13 protein-coding genes and 1 riboswitch are annotated in these 15178 nt (G+C 46.0%); all 13 genes read right to left on the bottom strand.

What is annotated here, in order from left to right; genetic code table 11:
- Positions 1-6: 6 nt before the first annotated feature.
- The 13 genes from sat to pyrR all read right to left on the bottom strand — a co-directional run bounded on the left by sat (position 7) and on the right by pyrR (position 15062).
- On the bottom strand, positions 7-1155 hold the full coding sequence (sat, locus tag WA279_RS06055) for a sulfate adenylyltransferase (RefSeq protein ID WP_130572335.1): 1149 nt from the start codon (positions 1153-1155) through the stop codon (positions 7-9).
- A 48-nt stretch (positions 1156-1203) separates the two neighbouring features.
- Positions 1204-2268: a sulfate permease gene (gene cysP / locus WA279_RS06050; RefSeq protein WP_309529608.1), complete on the bottom strand. Its 1065-nt coding sequence runs from the start codon at positions 2266-2268 to the stop codon at positions 1204-1206.
- An 11-nt stretch (positions 2269-2279) separates the two neighbouring features.
- Complete coding sequence (locus WA279_RS06045; RefSeq protein ID WP_003221498.1) at positions 2280-2981, bottom strand: phosphoadenylyl-sulfate reductase; 702 nt, start codon at positions 2979-2981, stop codon at positions 2280-2282.
- A 164-nt stretch (positions 2982-3145) separates the two neighbouring features.
- A riboswitch (SAM riboswitch) is annotated at positions 3146-3251 on the bottom strand.
- Between the two features lie 144 nt (positions 3252-3395).
- Positions 3396-4028 carry an orotate phosphoribosyltransferase gene (gene pyrE, locus WA279_RS06040; RefSeq protein WP_015715860.1) on the bottom strand — a complete coding sequence of 211 codons (633 nt, stop codon included), beginning with the start codon at positions 4026-4028 and terminating at the stop codon, positions 3396-3398.
- Complete coding sequence (pyrF, locus tag WA279_RS06035; protein WP_003232107.1) at positions 4025-4744, bottom strand: orotidine-5'-phosphate decarboxylase; 720 nt, start codon at positions 4742-4744, stop codon at positions 4025-4027. Before pyrF ends, pyrE begins: the two co-directional genes overlap by 4 nt.
- A complete protein-coding gene (locus WA279_RS06030) occupies positions 4713-5648 on the bottom strand; it encodes a dihydroorotate dehydrogenase (RefSeq protein ID WP_336154657.1) in 936 nt (311 codons plus the stop codon). The genes pyrF and WA279_RS06030 overlap by 32 nt, the downstream gene beginning before the upstream one ends.
- On the bottom strand, positions 5648-6418 hold the full coding sequence (pyrK, locus tag WA279_RS06025) for a dihydroorotate oxidase B electron transfer subunit (protein ID WP_080529300.1): 771 nt from the start codon (positions 6416-6418) through the stop codon (positions 5648-5650). Before pyrK ends, WA279_RS06030 begins: the two co-directional genes overlap by 1 nt.
- Complete coding sequence (carB, locus tag WA279_RS06020) at positions 6415-9630, bottom strand: carbamoyl-phosphate synthase (glutamine-hydrolyzing) large subunit (protein WP_032725667.1); 3216 nt, start codon at positions 9628-9630, stop codon at positions 6415-6417. Before carB ends, pyrK begins: the two co-directional genes overlap by 4 nt.
- The gene (locus WA279_RS06015; protein WP_003232115.1) at positions 9615-10709 is read right to left on the bottom strand and encodes a carbamoyl phosphate synthase small subunit; all 1095 of its coding nucleotides are present in this window, start codon (positions 10707-10709) and stop codon (positions 9615-9617) included. The genes carB and WA279_RS06015 overlap by 16 nt, the downstream gene beginning before the upstream one ends.
- On the bottom strand, positions 10706-11992 hold the full coding sequence (locus tag WA279_RS06010) for a dihydroorotase (protein ID WP_336154655.1): 1287 nt from the start codon (positions 11990-11992) through the stop codon (positions 10706-10708). The genes WA279_RS06015 and WA279_RS06010 overlap by 4 nt, the downstream gene beginning before the upstream one ends.
- Complete coding sequence (locus WA279_RS06005; RefSeq protein WP_336154654.1) at positions 11976-12890, bottom strand: aspartate carbamoyltransferase catalytic subunit; 915 nt, start codon at positions 12888-12890, stop codon at positions 11976-11978. Before WA279_RS06005 ends, WA279_RS06010 begins: the two co-directional genes overlap by 17 nt.
- A 145-nt stretch (positions 12891-13035) precedes the next feature.
- Positions 13036-14343: a uracil permease PyrP gene (gene pyrP, locus WA279_RS06000; RefSeq protein WP_003221479.1), complete on the bottom strand. Its 1308-nt coding sequence runs from the start codon at positions 14341-14343 to the stop codon at positions 13036-13038.
- Positions 14344-14516: 173 nt separating this feature from the next.
- A complete protein-coding gene (gene pyrR, locus WA279_RS05995) occupies positions 14517-15062 on the bottom strand; it encodes a bifunctional pyrimidine operon transcriptional regulator/uracil phosphoribosyltransferase (RefSeq protein WP_003232127.1) in 546 nt (181 codons plus the stop codon).
- Positions 15063-15178: the final 116 nt, after the last annotated feature.

Here is a 15178-nt window from a genome sequence, read left to right as displayed (position 1 = left end):
TCCTCCTTAAGATACGCCTACTTCTTCTTTTTTCTTCATCCCTTTGATTAACACTTCTACGACTTCTTTTCGACTGAATTCAGCAGGCGGCAGCACACCGTCTCTCAGCATACCTCTTACCTTAGTGCCTGATAAAATGACGTGATGCTCTCTGCCATGAGGGCATGTTTTCGCTGTTCCCATATTTCCGCATTTTTTACAGAAGAAGCTGTGCTCAAATTTCAGCGGCGTAATCCCGAGTTCTTCAGGTTTAAATGTGTCAAACAGCTCCTGTGCTTCGTATGTTCCGTAATAGTCACCTACACCTGCATGATCACGGCCGACGATGAAATGTGTGCAGCCGTAGTTCTTTCTGACAAGCGCGTGGAAAATTGCTTCTCTCGGGCCTGCATAACGCATCGCCGCTAAAAAGACACCAAGGAAAACGCGATCTTTCGGGTAATAATGATCAAGAAGCACTTGGTAGCTTTCCATCCGTACATCAGCTGGAATGTCATCAGATTTTGTTTCACCTACTAACGGATTCAAGAACAAGCCGTCTACTGTTTCGAGAGCCGTTTTTTGAATGTATTCATGCGCTCTGTGAACAGGGTTTCTTGTTTGGAAACCGACAATGGTTTCCCAGCCTTTTTCCGCAAACTGGCGTCTCGTTTCTAACGGTTCAAATGTAAATTCAGGGAACTGTTTTGAAGCTTTTTTAATCAACGTAATCGGCCCGCCGACATATGTATTGCCGCGGCTGAACAGCTTTTTAACACCAGGATGCTCCTGTTCATCTGTTTTGTACACATTGACAGCTTCTTTTTGTTTGTCAGGCACGTACAGGTCTTCGATTTGGATAACGCCGTATGTTTCTCCTTCATACGTTAACTTTACCGTTTCACCAAGTGACAGTTCCGCTGCTTTTTGCGCATCGACCGGAAGCGTGATTGGAAGAGACCAGACAACGCCGGAAGAAAGACGCATGTTTTCGACCACAGATACGTAATCTTTTTCATTAAAGAAACCTTCAATCGGGCTGTATGCACCGATACCGATCAATTCCAAATCCGCGAAAGAAATTAAATCAAGTTCAATTTCTTTTTGAATGCCGCTCACATCATATGATTCATCTACTCTGTTTATTAATGTTCCTCCGTGTGGTGCTAAGCTCATAATATCCATCTCCTCCTAGTTAACTTATAAAATTACTCAGATTAATGATCAGATTCCCCCGCCTTGTTCGTGGACTGAGCGTCTCTCTTTACGAATGGCCTTTGTCAGGCTGACGGCACCGCCCGCCGCTAAAAGCACACTTACCATGATAAAGATCGAATAATAATCTGCTTTTAAAAACAAGGATACAAGCAGATAAGAAATCGATAAAGATAAAAACGGCGATACGATCCATACCTTCAGCATCGTTTGAACAACTTGTTTATGGAACACGTTCGGACCGTTTTTTGCCATGCCTATTCCGATAATAGACGATGACGTGACTTGCGCCAAGGGCACCGGCATCCCAAATACAGAACTGATGATCACCAGTCCGGCTCCTGTACCGGATAAGAGAATGCCTTCCCCTTTGGAGAATCTCGTAATTTTCTTCCCGTTTGTTTCTAGCACACGCCGGCCTAATAACAGTGCGCCAAGAGCAACAAAAGCTCCTCCATACAAGGTTCCTTTTCCGACATCAAGCACATCGGCAGCTACTAACGGGCCAACAGCATTCGCCACGTTATTCATGCCGGCAGAGAATGCTTCGAAAAATCCGGCAACTAACAAAACAATGCCGAGGATTTTTTGTTTTTTAGAAGATTTTACTTCAATCTTAAAATAACGAAACAGCTTAGATACGAAATAGGTGAAGCCAAAAGCGAACAGCGGGACAAGAACCCAAAATGACACAATGATCAGAAGATTGTTCACAAACAATACTTTATAAGCCACTCCCACGCCAACAACCGCGCCGACTGTTACTTCACTTGTCGACAAAGGAATGCCGAGCAGATTAGCAGTAAAGAGCGACAGGGCAGCAGCTCCAATAATGATGCAAACAATCGTCAGTGTAATCGTCTGCTCAGGAATAATGCCGGAGCTGATTGTTTTTACAACCTCGCCTCCGCCAATGACCGCCCCGGCAAAGACACCGACTGCACATAGGATCAAAGCGTAGGTTTTCTTTTTGATGGCTCCGGAGCCGTAAGCAACCCCCATCGAAGCTGCAGCGCCGCTTGCACCAATATTCATCGCGAAAAACAAGCTAAATAAAATAGCGGCTAATTCCATTTTGCAGCTCCTTATTCATGCAGTCCGCATTCTGTTTTCGCCATACCATTCCATCTGCCTGAGCGCAAATCCTCTGCTGTAAAAGCGGGAGCAGTGCAAGGCGCACAGCCAATACTTGGATATCCTTGGTCATGAAGCGGATTGTAGTCGAGTTCATTCCGGGATGTGTATCTCCAAATGTCTTTCCAAGTCCAATGGATAAGCGGGCAAACTTTTACTGACTTGAATTTTTCATCTTTGTTTAAGAAATTCGTATTGGCACGGCTTGGCCCTTGATCACGGCGCAGGCCGGAAAGCCAGGCTGGATGTCCTGAAAGCGCCTCTCTTAAAGGAACGACCTTTCTAAGATAGCAGCACTGATTCGGCTCTCTTTCCCACAGTTTGTCACCATGTTCTTCGGCTTGTTCCTCAAGGGTGAGGTCTGGTTTTTTCAGGATGATATTAAGACCCGGATAACGCTCTTTCACTCGTTCAATTGTTTCATAGGTTTCTTTAAAATGAAGTCCTGTATCAAGAAACACAATCTCTGCGTCTTTTTTCACTTTATAAATTAAGTCAATCAGAACGATTCCCTCAATTCCGAAACTGCAGGCATAAACAAGTTGATTGCCATAATGGCCGTATGCCCATTTTAAAACTGACAGCGCTCCTTTATAAGGATCGTCTTCCGGAAATGTAATCGTTGGTTCTTCCCAATTATCGTACGTTAACATTTCTTCTTTCCTCCTTTCGGAGACAAACAAACAGTAGCTTTCTGCCGGTTGTCTTTTCCCAATTGTAATGTGATTCGCGGCTGCTGATATCACAGACAGCCTTTTTTCCTCTTAAAATAAAAAACTTTCAATCCGGCGGAAAGAAAGACAGGAACAGCATGTAGCCCTTATCTTTCAAAATGGAATTCATTTTGCTGGAAGTAGCACCTTACAAACTTTGCAGGTTGCCGGGCTTCATAGGTCCAGTCCCTCAGCCGCTCTTGATAAGTTTTTAGATTTGTAGTAAATTTTAGCACAATTCTAACATAAGTCAACCCGACTTTTTTTATAGGATTAATAAAAAAACAGGCCTCACAGCCTGTTTTCAAGTACAGCAAGGCTTTGAAGCCTCTTTACATCATTTGAATTTATTTTTTATTTTTTAAACCAATCTTTTGACTCGGGATTTCGTTTCCATGTTTGCAGCTTTTTTAGATCATCTGAATGAATATTTCCGTTTTCAAGCGCGACCTCTGTGAGCGTATCATAATCAGTTAATGAGTAGTATGGCAGTTCTGCCTTTGCGAAGGCTTCCTCCGCTTTAGGAAGTCCGTACGTAAAGATTGAGACGACACCAAGCACTTCACAGCCGGCCGCTTGTAAAGCTGCACAAGCTTCAAGCACGCTGCCTCCTGTGGAGATTAAGTCTTCAATGACGACTGTTTTTTGCCCTTCTTGCACAGCTCCCTCAATCTGATTGCCTTTACCGTGCGCCTTCGGCTTGCTCCTCACATAACACATCGGAAGATTCAAACGGTCAGCCGCAAGAGCAGCATGAGGAATACCGGCAGTTGCTGTTCCCGCAATCATTTCAGCTTCAGGAAAATGCTCTTTGACAAGCTTGCTGATGCCTGAGGCGACATCATTTCTGACCTCTGGGAAAGATAGCGTAAGGCGGTTGTCACAGTAGATTGGAGATAAAATGCCGCTTGCCCATGTGAACGGCTCGTTCGGGCGTAAAAATACAGCTTGGATGTCTAATAGATGTTTTGCGATGATTTGTTTCAAGATTTGATTCCCTCCCATTCAAGTCTGACAGCCTTATAGGCTTTTACCGGGTCTTCCGCTTTTGTAATCGAGCGTCCTACCACAATCGCTGATGAACCTTTCTCTCTTGCAATGGCAGGCGTCGCTACGCGGACTTGGTCATTCGCAGCGTCCTCTGACATTCTGATCCCCGGAGTGACAGTCAGAAATGAAGGCGACACCGCTTGGTAAATGGCTTTTGCTTCATGAACAGAGCAGACCACTCCATCCAGTCCGCTTTCTTCCGCCTGTTTGCTGTAGTGCACAACCGTATCAATCAGAGATTTTTCGATTAGCAGTTCATCTTTCATGATTTGTTCAGATGTGCTTGTCAGCTGGGTTACCGCGATCAGTGACGGACGTTTTTTACCAGCCGGCGTACCTTCTTCTAAGCCTTCGAGAGCTGCCTGCATCATTTTTTTGCCCCCAGCAGCATGAACATTGACGAGGTCTACTCCAAGACTGGCAAGGCGCTTCATCGCTTTGTTTACAGTAGTCGGGATGTCATGAAGCTTTAGATCTAAAAACAGCTCGCAGTTTCTTTCTTTTAATTGTTTCACGATCGATGGCCCTTCTTGATAAAAAAGCTCCATTCCAACCTTTACAAATAACGGTTCTTGCTGAAAAGGAGCTAAGAACGCGAGTGTTTCTTCAGCTGATGCAAAATCAAGCGCGATGATGGGCAGGTTGTTTTTCATGATTCCAGCTCCTTCCGATGCATTCTTCAATTGATTGATAGCCGTATTGGCGCAAAACAGATGGGAGCTGTTCAATAATCTCTGGACATGCAAAAGGATTCACAAAGTTTGCTGTTCCGACAGCGACTGCGCTTGCTCCCGCGAGAAGAAATTCCAGGGCATCTTCAGCCGTCTGCACGCCTCCCATTCCGATAATCGGGATGTTGACCGTCTGGCTGACTTCATACACCATGCGAATGGCAACCGGCTTCACAGCAGGGCCTGAAAGTCCCCCTGTTTTATTCGCTAATATCGGTTTGCCGGTTTTTAAATCGAGTCTCATGCCGATTAGTGTGTTGATCATCGTAAGACCGTCCGCTCCCGCTTCCTCGATCGCTAAGGCAATTTCTGTGATATTAGCCACGTTCGGGGAAAGCTTCACATAAACGGGTACATCCGAAACCTCTTTCACCGCTTTTGTCAAATCGGCAGCCATTTCAGGATTCGTGCCAAAAGCGATTCCGCCTGTTTTCACATTCGGGCAGGAAATATTCAATTCAAGAGCATGAACATTAGGCGCTTTGCTAATATGCTCTGCAACTTCAACATAATCCTCGACTTGAGAACCTGCGACATTGGCAATGATCGGCGTATCAAACTGCTCAAGCCACGGCAGCTCATTATGCAACACACTATCCAGCCCCGGATTTTGGAGACCGATCGCATTGAGCATTCCAGCACCAGTCTCAGCTACCCGCGGCGTCGGATTCCCAAAGCGCGGCTCCTTTGTCGTAGCCTTAATCATGATGGCTCCAAGACAAGACAAATCATAAAAACGTGAAAATTCTTTTCCAAAACCGAAGCAGCCTGATGCAGGAATGATTGGGTTTTTCAAATCAAGTCCCGGCAATTTCACCTCTAGCATTACAGCGCCACCTCCTGAGCTTTAAATACAGGCCCGTCGAGACATACTTTTACATAGGATGTCTCACTTTCGTTTGTATGGCACACACACGCGAAGCATGCGCCGATTCCGCAGCCCATTCGTTCCTCCATGGACAGATATACTTCTTTATGGGCATATTCCTGTTTTAACGCCTTGAGCATCGGTGTCGGCCCGCAGCTGAGGAGGATATCAAACTCTAGATTTTTCCGTTTAATCACATCTGTGACAAATCCGGTTTCCCCGTAGCTTCCGTCAGCTGTTGCCACATACGTGTCTCCGTACTGCCGGCATTCTTCCTCGTAAAAAACATCCTTTGCCGATTGGAATCCTAAAACGTGGATGACATTTACCCCTTTTTCATTCAAGCGTTTCGACAGCTCTTGGAGAGGCGGCACACCTACTCCGCCTCCTACCAGCAAAGCCGTCTTTCCGGGTTGAACTTCATTAACAGGAAAGCCATTTCCCAAAGGCCCGAGGACATCCACAAGTTCTCCCTGCTGCTTCAGTGACAAGAGTCTTGTCCCTTCCCCATCTACCCGATAAATGATGGTGACTTCATTTTTTTCAAAGTTGACGTCTGCGATGCTGATCGGTCTTCTCAAAAGAGGCGTAACCGCTTCGCTCACTTTAAGATGAAGGAACTGTCCCGGGGTTGTAAACCCTTGGACAAGCTCCCCTTTCAGAACCATTTGAAACACCCGGTCTGCAATTTGCTGGTTAGAACATACTGTCAAATACGCTTTTTTCATATAGTGACTGCCGCCTCCTGATTTGTGTTGACTGCCGGCATTTGATCAGCACGGAATGTCATGCTTTCCAGCACTCGCAATATCGCCTCTGCCGTATCTAAAGATGTTAGGCAGGCAACACCATTTTCTACTGATTCACGTCTGATTCTAAAACCGTCTCTTGCAGGCTGCTTTCCTTTTGTCAGCGTATTGATGACAAACTGCGCTTCTCCGTTTCTGATGACGTCAAGCAGGTTCGGGCCATCCTGACCGATTTTTCCGACGACCTTCGCTGGAATGGAAGCTTCTTTCAAGTAGCCTGCCGTTCCTTCCGTCGCTAAAATGTTGTAGCCGATCGCGTGGAACCGCTTAGCAATGGCAAGCCCTTCTTCTTTGTCCTTATCAGCTACTGTTAAAAGCACGGAACCGTAGTTCGGGATTTGAATACCTGAAGCAATCAAGGCTTTGTAGAGCGCCTTTTCAAGTGTCGAATCTTTCCCCATGACTTCACCTGTTGATTTCATTTCAGGCCCTAACGTAATATCCACTCTTCTCAGCTTGGCGAAGGAGAAGACCGGCGCTTTTACAAATACACCTTGCTGTTCAGGCTGAAGGCCCTCTGTATAGCCAAACGCAGCCAGCTTTTGACCAAGAATGATTTTTGTTGCGAGATTTGCCATTGGGATACCCGTAATTTTGCTTAAGAACGGTACGGTTCTGCTTGATCTCGGATTCACTTCGAGCACGTACACCTCGCCTTGCGACAAGACGAATTGAATATTGAGCAAACCGACAATATTCAGCCCTTTAGCCAATGCGATCGTGTATTGTTCAATTTTTTTCTTAATGTCCTCTGTGAGAGACTGAGGCGGATAAACAGCGATTGAGTCTCCGGAGTGAACGCCCGCACGTTCAATGTGCTCCATAATTCCCGGAATGACGACTGTTTCACCGTCGGATACTGCATCGACTTCAATTTCTTTTCCAGTCAAGTATCTATCAATTAATACAGGGTGCTGCGGATTGATTTTAACTGCGTTTTTCATGTAATGAAGCAGCTCTTCTTCATGATACACAATCTCCATCGCCCGGCCGCCAAGTACATAGGAAGGGCGTACCAATACCGGGTAACCGATATCACTTGCGATGCTTACCGCCTGATCAACTGATGTCGCTGTTTTGCCAAGCGGCTGAGGAACACCAAGTTCTCCAAGCGCTTGTTCAAATTTATCCCGGTCTTCTGCACGGTCTAAATCTTCTAATGAAGTTCCAAGGATTTTCACTCCGCGTGCAGAAAGCTCGTCAGCAAGGTTAATCGCAGTTTGTCCGCCAAATTGTACGACAACGCCCATTGGCTGTTCGAGGTCAATGATGTGCATAACATCTTCAATCGTAAGCGGTTCAAAATACAGCTTGTCTGAGATGCTGAAGTCTGTTGAAACGGTTTCCGGGTTGTTATTGACAATAATGGCTTCATAGCCTGCTTGTTTAATTGCCCATACAGAGTGAACCGTCGCATAGTCGAACTCGACACCCTGACCGATTCGAATCGGACCCGAACCAAGCACCATCACACTTTTCTTATCTGTAACGACAGATTCATTTTCTTCTTCGTATGTGCTATAGAAGTATGGCGTTTCTGACTCGAATTCCGCCGCACATGTATCTACCATTTTGAATACCGGCGCAATCCCCGCTTGTTTTCTCAAGCTGTAAAGCTCGGATTCTTTCATTTTCCACTCGCGGCTAATGTACTGATCAGAGAAGCCGAGTTCTTTTGCCCGTCTCAGCACATCTGTATTGCCCGCATTCGCCTTCAATTCTTTTTCAAACTGTACGATTCCGAACAGCTTATGCAAGAAGAAGACATCGATAGCGGAAAATTCATGGAGGTCTTCTACCGTGTAGCCTCTTCTGTACGCTTCAGCTAAGTAGAATAAGCGTTCATCACCGGCCTTTTTAATTCGCTTTTCAAGAAGCTCATCTGAAATGTCAGCGGCGTCCTTCAATTCAAGATGATACACATCCGCTTCCAGTGATCTCACTGCCTTCAGCAATGACTCTTCAAGCGTGCGGCCGATTGCCATGACCTCACCTGTCGCTTTCATTTGCGTGCCAAGCTTTCTGTTTGCTGATTCAAATTTATCAAACGGCCAGCGCGGAATTTTGGATACGACATAGTCAAGAGCAGGTTCAAATGCTGCATATGTTTTTCCTGTCACCGGGTTCATCATTTCATCTAATGAAAGTCCGACTGCAATTTTAGCAGCGAGCTTTGCAATCGGGTATCCCGTTGCTTTTGATGCAAGAGCAGATGAACGGCTGACACGCGGATTTACTTCAATAATGTAATATTGGAAGCTGTCTGGATCTAAGGCGAGCTGGACGTTACATCCGCCTTCGATGCCAAGCGCGCGAATCAGTTTTAACGATACATTCCGCAAGAGCTGATACTCGCGATCGCTGAGCGTTTGGCTCGGCGCGACAACAATACTGTCTCCAGTATGGATTCCAACTGGATCAATGTTTTCCATGTTACAAACGACAATGGCGTGATCCTGGCTGTCTCTCATGACTTCATACTCGATTTCTTTATAGCCGGCGATGCTTTTTTCAAGCAGACATTGGTGTACCGGGCTTAATTTCAAGCCGTTCTCAACGATTTCTTTTAACTCTGTCTCATTCGAGCAGATGCCTCCGCCTGTTCCGCCTAATGTATATGCCGGGCGGACAATGACAGGGAATCCAATTTGACTGACGAATTTTTCCGCTTCTTCAAGGGAGTGGATAATCTCACTTTCAGGCACCGGTTCGTTCAGTTCATTCATTAATGTTCTGAACAAGTCACGGTCTTCAGCTTGCTGAATCGCAGACAGTTTTGTGCCAAGCACTTCGACGCCGCATTCTGCCAGAACACCTCTTTCAGAAAGCTCAACCGCAAGATTCAAACCGGTTTGGCCTCCGAGTGTAGGAAGAATGGCATCTGGGCGCTCTTTTCTGATGATTCGTGTCAGGAATTCAGGTGTGAGCGGTTCGATATAAACCCGGTCAGCCATTTCTGTATCTGTCATGATCGTGGCAGGGTTTGAGTTGACAAGGATGACTTCATAGCCTTCTTCTTTCAAAGCAAGACAGGCTTGTGTTCCCGCATAGTCAAATTCTGCTGCTTGGCCAATGATGATCGGTCCAGATCCGATTACTAAAATTTTGTTAATGTCTACGCGTTTTGGCATACCGCTTCCCCTTCTTTCTCTGTTGTTTCGATCATTTCGATGAATCTGTCAAATAGGTGGTTGGCATCCTCAGGACCAGGTGAGGCTTCGGGATGATATTGAACCGTAAATGCCGGCAATGTTTTATGCTTCAGCCCTTCAATCGTATCGTCGTTAATTGCGATATGCGTCACTTCCAGTTCTGTTTTACTGATAGACGAAACTGTATATCCATGGTTTTGAGATGTTAAGGCAACTTTTCCTGTAGCCAGCTCTTTTACCGGGTGGTTTGAGCCCCTGTGGCCGAATTTCATTTTTTCGGTATTCGCCCCGCACGCCAGCGCGAATAATTGGTGGCCAAGACATATTCCGAATAATGGCACTTTTCCAAGAACACCTTTAATCATTTCAATCGCTTCAGGCACATCCTTTGGGTCTCCAGGTCCGTTAGAAAGCATGATACCGTCCGGTTTCAGCTGAAGCACCTCTTCCGCTGTAATGTTGTAAGGCACAACGATGACGTCACATTTCCGTTTGTTCAGCTCTCTTAGAATCCCGTGTTTCATGCCGAAGTCAACCAAGACGATGCGTTTGCCTCTTCCCGGGCTCGGATATGCTGTTTTTGCTGATACTTGGGATACTTGATTTCTTGGCAATTCCGTTTCGTTCAGTCTTTTCAGCACTGCTTCGATATCTTCATCAGATGAAGCGAATGTTCCTTTTAGCGCGCCTGCCGTGCGGATCATTCTTGTCAGCTTCCTTGTATCAATCCCCTGGAGTCCGGGAATGTTTTTCATTTTTAAATACTCGTCTAAGGTGTATGCTGAACGCCAGTTGGAAGGCAGCTCACATAATTCTTTGATGATCAGCCCTTTCACAAAAGGGGTAATGGATTCAAAATCATCACGGTTAATGCCGTAATTTCCGATAAGCGGGTATGTTAATGTTACGATCTGTCCGCAGTAAGAAGGATCAGATAAAATTTCCTGATAGCCTGTCATCCCAGTATTAAAAACGACTTCTCCCATGTTGTGTTCTAAGCTTCCGAAGGCTTCTCCCTCGAATACCGCTCCGTTTTCCAGTACTAATCGTCTCTTCATTTGACAAGTCTCCCCTCTTCATAAGCAAGCTTCCCTGCCGCAATTGTAGCGACCGGCCAGCCGGTGCAGCTGATGCCGTTGAATGGTGTATTTTTTCCTTTTGATAAAAATGTCTCTTTGTCTATAACTGCTTCTTTTTCTAAATCGATTAACGTAATGTCCGCAGCATGCCCCGTTTGTAATGTTCCAAATGGGAGACCAAACGCTTCGCATGGCTTGATTGTCATATAGTCAATCAGCTGCTTCAGGGACCAGCTGCCATTTTTGACAAAGTGTGTGTAAAGAAGCGGGAATGCTGTTTCTAAGCCGACAATTCCGAATGGCGCCAGTTTCATTTCTGTGTTCTTCTCTTCTTCCGTATGCGGTGCATGGTCTGTTGCGATAAAATCAATTGTTCCGTCTAAAAGACCTTCAATTAAAGCAGCTCTGTCTTCTGGGCTGCGGAGCGGAGGATTCATTTTATAGTTTGTGTCCAGCCCCGGGATGTCCTCATCACAAAGCAGCAAATGATGCGGCGACACTTCTGCTGTCACTCTGATTCCCGCTTTTTTCGCATCGCGTACAACTCTGACAGATTCTTTCGTGCTGATATGGCATACATGATAATGGCAGTTTGCCGCCTCAGCCAGCAGCACATCGCGGGCAATATGAACCGATTCACACACAGAAGGAATGCCGTTTAGCCCGTTCGCTTTGGAGAATGTCCCCTCATGTACGCTCCCTCCGTAAATTAAGGAGTTGTCCTCGCAATGTGCAACAATCGCTTTGTCAATTGCGGCTGCCCGTTTCATCGCTTCATACATCATTCCTGCTGTCTGTATACCAACGCCGTCATCTGTAAAAGCAAATGCCCCGGCTTCTTTTAACGCTTCAAAGTTTGTCATTTCATCGCCGATTTGTCTGATCGTAATGGATGCATATGGAAGAACTCTTACGCATGATGTTTCTTTAATTCTGTTTTGCACCCATTCCATCTGCTCCTTTGTATCAGGAACCGGCCGCGTATTCGGCATTGCTGCTACTGTAGTATAGCCGCCGCGTGCCGCTGCTTTTGCCCCGGTTTCAATAGTTTCTTTTTTCTCTCCGCCCGGCTCTCTGAAATGCACGTGGAGATCAACAAACCCAGGTGAAACGAGCAAACCTTTTGCATCAATTACCGTTTCATTATCCGTTGCATCAAGCTTGCCGATTGCGGTGATGGTTTCTCCAGTCACTCGGATATCCGCTTGTGTTTTTTCACCATTTTCGTTTAGTATCCAGCCGTTTTTAATGAGATATGACATACGCTGCTTCTCCTCTTTTCACATTGGTTTGTAAGGCACGCTGTATCACTGCCATTCTGATAAATACGCCATTTTGCATTTGCTTGAAGATTCTTGATTTTTCGCTTTCTACTAAGCTGTCATCAATCTCCACTCCTCTGTTTACCGGAGCAGGATGCATGATGATCGCATGCCGCTTCATACGCTCAGCCCGTTCTACGGTCAAGCCGTATTTGTTTAAATAGCCTTCATGGCTGACAGCTGACTGATGTCGTTCATTTTGAATGCGCAGCAGCATGACAACATCGGAAGACTCAACTGCTTCATCCATTGAGACATACGTGCCGAATGTATTTTCTTCATCCTGCCATTCCGGAGGGCCGGAAAATAGGACCCGGGCCCCCAATCTTGTCAACACTTCCGCATTTGACCTTGCCACTCTGCTATGCTTGATGTCGCCGTGAATGGAGACGGTAAGCCCTTTGAACGTATTCAACTCTTCATAAATCGTCATTAAATCAAGCAGTGATTGTGTTGGATGCTGGCCGCATCCGTCTCCCGCATTCAGAATCGGAATGTTCACCTGGCTGACAAGCTCTTCATAATACTCATCCTCACTGTGCCTGATGACGCAGACGTCCACACCTATTGATTCGAGCGTCCGGATCGTGTCATATAAGGTTTCGCCTTTTTGCACGCTTGTGCTTGTTCCATCAAGGTTTAGCACATTCATGCCCAGCTTTTTTTCTGCGACCTCAAAGCTGAACCGCGTTCTCGTGCTCGGTTCGAAAAACAGGTTTGCGGCAAACTTTCCTGTAAGCTGATTGTCTGTTTTTCCGCTTTTGAGCTCTTGTGCTGTTTGAAGCAAATCTTTGATTTCCTCAGTGCTAAGTTCACTCATCGTCGTTAAATGCTTCATGTTCTTTCCCCTCTCTTTTCAACTTAAGGCTGAAAAAAACCCCGGGTCTAAGATAGACTCGGGGTATGGTTAAATAGAGGGCAGCATTGAAGCTTCCTTCTCTTCATAACCCTTCCAAGCCTCTCTGGACTTTCATTAAAAGGTTTTAGATATGATGTTGTTCAGATGTGTCTGCCTGCTCTTCCTTCGCCTGCGGAAGAATCAGGTTTAAGATGACACCGACAATTGCGGCAAGCGCCATTCCTGACACTTGGAATCCGCCCTGAGATACTTGGATAAAAGCGCCTCCTACACCGATGACAAGGATAACTGATGTAATAATGAGGTTTCTGTTGTTTTCATAATCAATTTTGTTGTCAATCAGCATTCTCAGGCCGCTTGAAGCAATGATTCCGAACAGCAGGAAGGAGACGCCTCCCATAACCGCTGACGGCACTGAACTGATCAGCGCTGAAATTTTGCCGATAAAGCCGAAGCAAAGGGCAATCACTGCCGCGCCCCCGATGACAAAGACGCTGAATACTCTTGTGATGGCCAGCACGCCAATGTTTTCTCCGTAAGTCGTTGTCGGCGGACCGCCGATCAGGGAAGCGAGGATTGTCGCCACACTGTCACCCATAATAGAGCGATGAAGACCTGGCTTTTTAATGAAGTCTTGTCCGACAACCTTGCTCAGCACCATTTGGTGGCCGATATGCTCTGACATTGTGACAAATGCGACAGGAACCATTGCGGCTGCGATGCCGAGTGTAACTGATGGTGAATAATCTTTGAACGGAATGATAAATTCAGGCACTGCAAACCATTTCGCGTCAAGCACCGGCTGGAAGTTGACAATCCCTTGAGTAAGGGCAAACAGGTATCCGCCGATGATTCCGATCAGAACCGGAATCAGGCTTAAAAATCCTCGTAAGAAAATCGCACAAATAATCGTGATTGCCAGCGTAACTCCTGCGACACTAAAGTGCTTTAAGCTGTAGACCAACTCACTCGCGTTCGGATCAGCATACATCGCCATATTTACTGCAGTGCTTGCAAGTCCCAGCCCGATGACGATAATAACAGGCCCTACGACTACTGGCGGGAGAATCTTCATCAGCCATCCTGTTCCAAGCTGCCTAATCAATAAGGCAATCAGCCCGTACACCAGCCCTGCAAGAAACGCTCCAACCATTGCCGCTCCCGGCCCGCCGGTCGCTTTTACCAGAATGATCGGAGAAATAAAGGCGAAGGACGAACCGAGATACGCCGGAATTTGCCCTTTCGTAATAAGAAGGTACGCCAGTGTTCCGATGCCGCTTGTCACCAACGCCACAGCAGGACTCATTCCGACGAGCTTCGGAACCAAAATGGTTGAGCCAAACATGGCAAACAAATGCTGAAGGCTGAATGAAACCCAAGAGAAAGGTGTCGGGACATCCCTGACCCCTAAATTTACTTTTTTCTTACTCATGATGATTTCCCCCTGATTGTTGACTTTCATTTTAGGATGACTCAATGACAGTATAAAAAAACCTCTTTGCTTTTTTACGCAAAGAGGCATACAAAGACCTGCCGAATCCTTTTTGGGCCTTTGTTGTGCACCTCTTTGCAACCTCACTGGATTGCCCTTAAAAAGGTGATCTATTATTCGTTTTCATAAATGGCGACGAGATCGTTTTGGTCTACCTCATCAAGCTGAACCATAACCTTTTCAGACTTTGATGTCGGGATGTTTTTCCCGATATAATCCGCTCGGATCGGCAGCTCCCGGTGTCCTCTGTCCACAAGCACTGCAAGCTGAATGGATGAAGGTCTGCCTACATCAACAAGCGCATCCATTCCTGCTCTGACTGTTCTTCCGGTATACAGAACATCATCAACGAGAATGACTTTTTGATCTGTAATATCTACCGGAATATCTGCACCTTTTACAAGCGGTTCATCGTTGCTCGTTTTTTTAGAAAGATCGTCTCTGTAAAGAGTAATATCAATTTCACCGACTGTAACAGGATTTCCTTCAATCTGTTCAATGCGTTCTGCAAGGCGTTTTGCCAGGTAAATCCCTCTTGTCTTAATGCCGACAAGAATACAGTTATTCATTCCTTTATTGCGTTCGATCATTTCGTGAGCAATCCTGGTCAGCGCCCGTCTGATTGCCTGTTCGTCGAGAATGACAGCTTTTTGATTCAATGTGTGACACCTCACAGTTCATATAGAAGAAAAAACCCCTCCTGCCAGAGCATAGAGGGGTTTTAGGACAAGGTGCGCGCATATACACGCATCCCGTCTATCCGTTATCCTTCTCA

The sequence above is a fragment of the Bacillus sp. 204(2023) genome (genome assembly GCF_037027505.1).
Lineage (GTDB): Bacteria > Bacillota > Bacilli > Bacillales > Bacillaceae > Bacillus > Bacillus subtilis.
This window is presented reverse-complemented; position numbering and strand designations above follow the sequence as displayed.

Coding starts and splice junctions, on each gene's coding strand:
- WA279_RS06045 (WP_003221498.1), bottom strand. CDS start 2,981: ATGTTAACGTACGATAATTGGGAAGAACCAACGATTACATTTCCGGAA.
- cysP (WP_309529608.1), bottom strand. CDS start 2,268: ATGGAATTAGCCGCTATTTTATTTAGCTTGTTTTTCGCGATGAATATT.
- carB (WP_032725667.1), bottom strand. CDS start 9,630: ATGCCAAAACGCGTAGACATTAACAAAATTTTAGTAATCGGATCTGGA.
- WA279_RS06010 (WP_336154655.1), bottom strand. CDS start 11,992: ATGTCATATCTCATTAAAAACGGCTGGATACTAAACGAAAATGGTGAA.
- WA279_RS06015 (WP_003232115.1), bottom strand. CDS start 10,709: ATGAAGAGACGATTAGTACTGGAAAACGGAGCGGTATTCGAGGGAGAA.
- pyrF (WP_003232107.1), bottom strand. CDS start 4,744: ATGAAAAACAACCTGCCCATCATCGCGCTTGATTTTGCATCAGCTGAA.
- WA279_RS06030 (WP_336154657.1), bottom strand. CDS start 5,648: ATGCTAGAGGTGAAATTGCCGGGACTTGATTTGAAAAACCCAATCATT.
- pyrP (WP_003221479.1), bottom strand. CDS start 14,343: ATGAGTAAGAAAAAAGTAAATTTAGGGGTCAGGGATGTCCCGACACCT.
- WA279_RS06005 (WP_336154654.1), bottom strand. CDS start 12,890: ATGAAGCATTTAACGACGATGAGTGAACTTAGCACTGAGGAAATCAAA.
- sat (WP_130572335.1), bottom strand. CDS start 1,155: ATGAGCTTAGCACCACACGGAGGAACATTAATAAACAGAGTAGATGAA.
- pyrK (WP_080529300.1), bottom strand. CDS start 6,418: ATGAAAAAAGCGTATTTGACAGTATGTTCTAACCAGCAAATTGCAGAC.